Source organism: uncultured Aquincola sp. (assembly GCF_964001545.1).
In the GTDB taxonomy this organism is placed as follows: Bacteria; Pseudomonadota; Gammaproteobacteria; order Burkholderiales; family Burkholderiaceae_C; genus Aquincola.
In genome coordinates this window covers 1-4104 of record NZ_CAXFDV010000168.1, presented here as the reverse complement: position 1 = coordinate 4104, position 4104 = coordinate 1, and the positions used below count along the sequence as shown (strand labels likewise).

Here is a 4104-nt window from a genome sequence, read left to right as displayed (position 1 = left end):
GAACGCCTGTTCCAGACCGCGCCGATGGCCTCGGCCATCCTGTCGTTCGAAGACCGCAGCGTGATCGACGTCAACCAGGCCACCTGCCAGCGCTTCGGGCTGCGGCGCGAGCAGATGGTGGGCCGCTCGACCAATGCCTTTTCGCGCGGGCTGCTGAACGAAGACCGCGACCTCTTCTATCACCGGCTGCGCGAGGACGGCCAGGTGCGCAACCTGGTGGTGCGCGTGCGCGACCGCCAGGGCCGTGTGCACCCCGAGGTGATGAACGCCGACCTGATCGACTACATGGGCAAGTCCTGCTGCCTGGTGACGGCGCTGGACATCAGCGACCTGCGGGTGGCGGCCGAAACCCGCCGCGCGCTGGCCGAGGCGCAGGCCGCCAACCAGGCCAAGAGCGAATTCCTCTCGCGCACCAGCCATGAGCTGCGCACGCCGCTGCATGCCATCCTGGGCTTTGCGGCCCTGCTGCGGCGCGATGCCAGCCAGCGGCTGCTGCCCACCGACCTGGAGCACATCGGCCACCTGGAACGCGCCGGCTGGCACCTGCTGACCCTGGTGGACGACGTGCTGGCCCTGTCGCGGGCCGAGGTCGGCCAGATCGACGTGGCGCTGGAGCCGCTGTCCCTGGCGCCGCTGCTGCAGGAAACCGTGGCCCTGCACCGGCCGCTGGCCGACCGCGCCGAGATCACGCTGTCGCTGACGCCCCCGGGCCCCGAGGCCGTGGCCGTGCGCGCCGACCTCACGCGCCTGCGGCAGGTGCTGATCAACCTCTTGTCCAACGCCATCAAGTACAACCGGCCCGGTGGCAGCGCCAGCGTGGGCGCGCACGCCGTCGGCGACACGGTGGTCATCGAAGTGAGCGACACCGGCATCGGCATGACGGCCGAGCAGCAGGCCCGGCTGTTCGAGCCCTTCAACCGCCTGGGCCGCGAGCGCGAAGGCTTCGAAGGCACCGGCATCGGCCTGGCCCTGGCGCGCGAGCTGATGCTGCTGATGGGCGGCCGACTGGAGATCGAAAGCGAAGCCGGCCGCGGCACCCAGGTGCGGCTGTGCCTGCCGGCCAGTGCGCCGCCGCAGCACGAGGTGCTGCCGCCCGACCACCTGGGCGCCCATGCCGAGCCGCTGGACGAAACCGCACCATCCGCGGCCGATGCCGACGCACCGCCGGCCACCGTGCTGTGCGTGGAAGACAACCCGATCAACGCGCTGTTGATCGAGCAGCTGCTGTCGCAATCACCCGGGCTGCGCGTGGTCACGGCCACCACCGGCGCCGAAGGGCTGGCGCAGGCCAGCGAACAGGTGCACGACCTGGTGCTGCTGGACCTGCAGCTGCCCGACATGCATGGACTGGACGTGCTGCGCGCGTTGCGGGCGTCGGCCTCGCATGCCACCTCGCCCATCATCGTGCTGTCGGCCAGCGCACTGCCCGACGAGGTGGAAGCCGCCCGCCAGGCCGGCGCCAGCGACTACTGGACCAAGCCGCTGGACTTCCAGCGCTTTCCGGGCGATGTGGAGCGCCGGCTGCGGCGCAGCCCTGCCCCGGTCTGACGCGGCGCGGGCCTACACCCCGCCGATGCCCTGGGCCGCCAGCGCCTGCCGCGCGCGGTCGATGGCGCCGGGCTTCACCCGCCCGGCCATGGCCAGCGCCACCGGCTGGCGCAGCAGGTCGGCAAAAGCCTGGCTCACATCAGCGGCGCTGAGCGCGGCCAAAGCATCGGCGCGCTCGCGCGGATCGCGCACGCGGCCCAGCGACATCAGGTCCAGCGCGGCGCGTTCCAGCCGGCGCTGCGGGCGCTCGGCGTCCAGCAGCTCACGCACCTGCAGCTGCTTGCGGGCGCGCTGCAGCGACACCGCAGCTATGCCCTGCGCATGCGCGGCCAGCAGGCCGGTGACGGCGCCCAGGTATTCGTCCACCCGGTCGGGGTCCATCGACGCCTCGACGATGAACTGGCCGCAATGCTCGTACACGTCGGCCGAGCAGCTGCAGTAGTAGGCGATGCCGCGCCGCTCGCGGATCTCGTCCATCAGCGGCGAACTCATGCCTTCGCCGAACACGGCCGCCGCCATCACCGCCGCATGGTGCGGCTGCGCCAGCGCGGGGATGGGAAAGCCCATCACCACATGCGTCTGGCTGGCGCCGGTCTGGCGCCTGGCGGCCAGACCGCCGATGTGCTGCGGCGCCGCCACCGTGTTGGGCGTGCCGGGCGGCATGCTGCCGAAGGCGGCTTCGGCCGCCGCGGCCAGGCTTTGCAGCTGCACGTCGCCGGCCGCGGCCACCACCACGTTGGCGCCGGTGTACTGGCGCGCCACATAGGCCAGCAGGTCGTCGCGGGTCAGCGTTTCGATCACGCGGCGCGAACCGATCACCGGCAGCGCCATCGGGTGGGCGCCGAAGCAGTGGTGGTCGAACAGCTTGTAGGCGGTGCTCACCGGGTCGTCGTCGTCCTCGCTCAGCTCCTGCAGGATGACGTCGCGCTCACGGGCCAGCTCGGCCTCGGGGTAGGTGCCGTGGCGCACGATGTCACCCAGCATCGCCACGAAGGCCGGCGCATCGGCCGCCAGGCCGCGCATGTGGTAGGCGGTGTGGTCCTTGTCGGTGTGGGCATTGACCTCGGCGCCCAGCAGCTCGGCATCGAGGTTGATCTGCTGGCAGTTGCGCTGCGCCGTGCCCTTGAAGGCCATGTGCTCGACCACATGGCTGATGCCGTTGCTGCGCCGGCTTTCATGCAGGCTGCCGGTGCGCACGAACACGCTGACGCTGGCGGTGGGCAGTTGCGGCAGCCGCAAGGCCAGCACCTGCACGCCATTGGCCAGCGTGGCCACCTCCACGCTGGCATCGCCCTGCTGATGCACCGACTTCGGATGAACCATCAGCCCGCCTGGCGCACGCGCTCGATGAAGGCCTGCAGCAGCCGGATGAACTCGGCCGGCGTCTCCTGCACGCTCAGGTGGCTGGCGTCGGCCAGCACTTCCAGCTGTGCGCCGGGCACCTGCTCGGCAATGGCCTGGGCCATGGCCGGCGTGGCACCGGCGTCGCGGGCGCCGGCGATCACCAGCGTGGGCGCCTTCACCTCGCCCAGCCGGGCCTGCCAGTCCACCGACATCACCGCGGCGCAGGCGGCGGCATAACCCTGCGCCGAGGTGCGCAGCAGCCGGCTGCGCAGCGCCTCGGCCTGCGCGGGGTGGGCCTGACGGTGGTCTTCGTGCAGGTAGCGCTGCACCACCATGTCGGCCACTGCGGCCATGCCGCCGGCCTTGACGGTTTCGATGCGCTGCACCCAGGCGGTCTTGGCCGCATCGGGGTATTGCGAGGTGGTGTTGGCCAGCACCACGCCCTTGACCAGCTCGGGGTGGCGGATGGCCAGGCCCTGGCCCACCATGCCACCCATCGACAGGCCGATGAACAGCACCGGGCCCCGGCCCCATTCGCGGATCAGCCGCGCCGCGTCGTCCACCAGGTCGTCCATGGTGAAGGCGGCTTCGGGCACCGCCGAGCCGCCATGGCCGCGGTGGTCGTAGCGCAGCACCGGGTGGCTCTTGCCCAGCTCGGCGGCCAAGCCGTCCCACATGTGCAGGTCCAGGCCCAGCGCATGGCTGAGCACGATGGGCAGGCCGCTGTCGGTGCCCTGCAGCGCCACCTGCAGCTGCGGCTGGCTGAAGGTGTGGTGCATCTGCACCCGCGGGCCGGGCGTCAGCGGCGCGGGTTCGGGCAGCAGGCCTTCCTTCTTCAAAATGTCCACCGTGAGCTTGAAGGCGGTGTTGGCCGCCGGCACGCCGCAGTAGATGGCGCCCTGCATCAGCACTTCCTTGATGGTGTCCAGCGGCACACCGCCGCGGATGGCGGCGCCGCAATGCAGCTCGAACTCTTCCCAGCGGGCCAGGCCCATGCACATGCCCAGCACCAGCAGCCGGCGGGTGGTGTGGTCCAGGCCCGGGCGGCCCCAGATGTCGTTCCACGCGAAGCGCGTGATCAGGTCCTGGAACTCGGCATTGAAGGCATTGGCGCCGGCGGTGGACTTGTCCACCCAGGCATCGCCCAGCACCGCGCGGCGGTTCTTCAGGCCGCGGTCGAAATCATCCTGGCGAGAGCTCATGCTTGTTCCT

The 4104-nt window shown here is 71.2% G+C and carries 3 protein-coding genes; 1 reads left to right on the top strand and 2 read right to left on the bottom strand.

Annotation, left to right across the window (positions count from 1 at the left end; all coding sequences use genetic code 11):
• A partial coding sequence (locus tag ABNT58_RS05795; RefSeq protein WP_348752555.1) for an ATP-binding protein occupies positions 1-1548 on the top strand: 1548 nt, incomplete at its 5' end.
• Between the two features lie 12 nt (positions 1549-1560).
• Here ABNT58_RS05795 and ABNT58_RS05790 read toward each other — a convergent pair.
• On the bottom strand, positions 1561-2871 hold the full coding sequence (locus tag ABNT58_RS05790) for a pitrilysin family protein (protein WP_348752554.1): 1311 nt from the start codon (positions 2869-2871) through the stop codon (positions 1561-1563).
• Entirely contained in the window at positions 2871-4094 is a 1224-nt protein-coding gene (locus ABNT58_RS05785; protein WP_348752553.1) for an alpha/beta fold hydrolase, read from the bottom strand. Before ABNT58_RS05785 ends, ABNT58_RS05790 begins: the two co-directional genes overlap by 1 nt.
• Positions 4095-4104 lie beyond the last annotated feature (10 nt).

Bases quoted from the DNA above. Each gene is read 5' to 3' on its own strand.
- ABNT58_RS05790 (WP_348752554.1), bottom strand. From the start codon at position 2,871: ATGGTTCATCCGAAGTCGGTGCATCAGCAGGGCGATGCCAGCGTGGAG.
- ABNT58_RS05785 (WP_348752553.1), bottom strand. From the start codon at position 4,094: ATGAGCTCTCGCCAGGATGATTTCGACCGCGGCCTGAAGAACCGCCGC.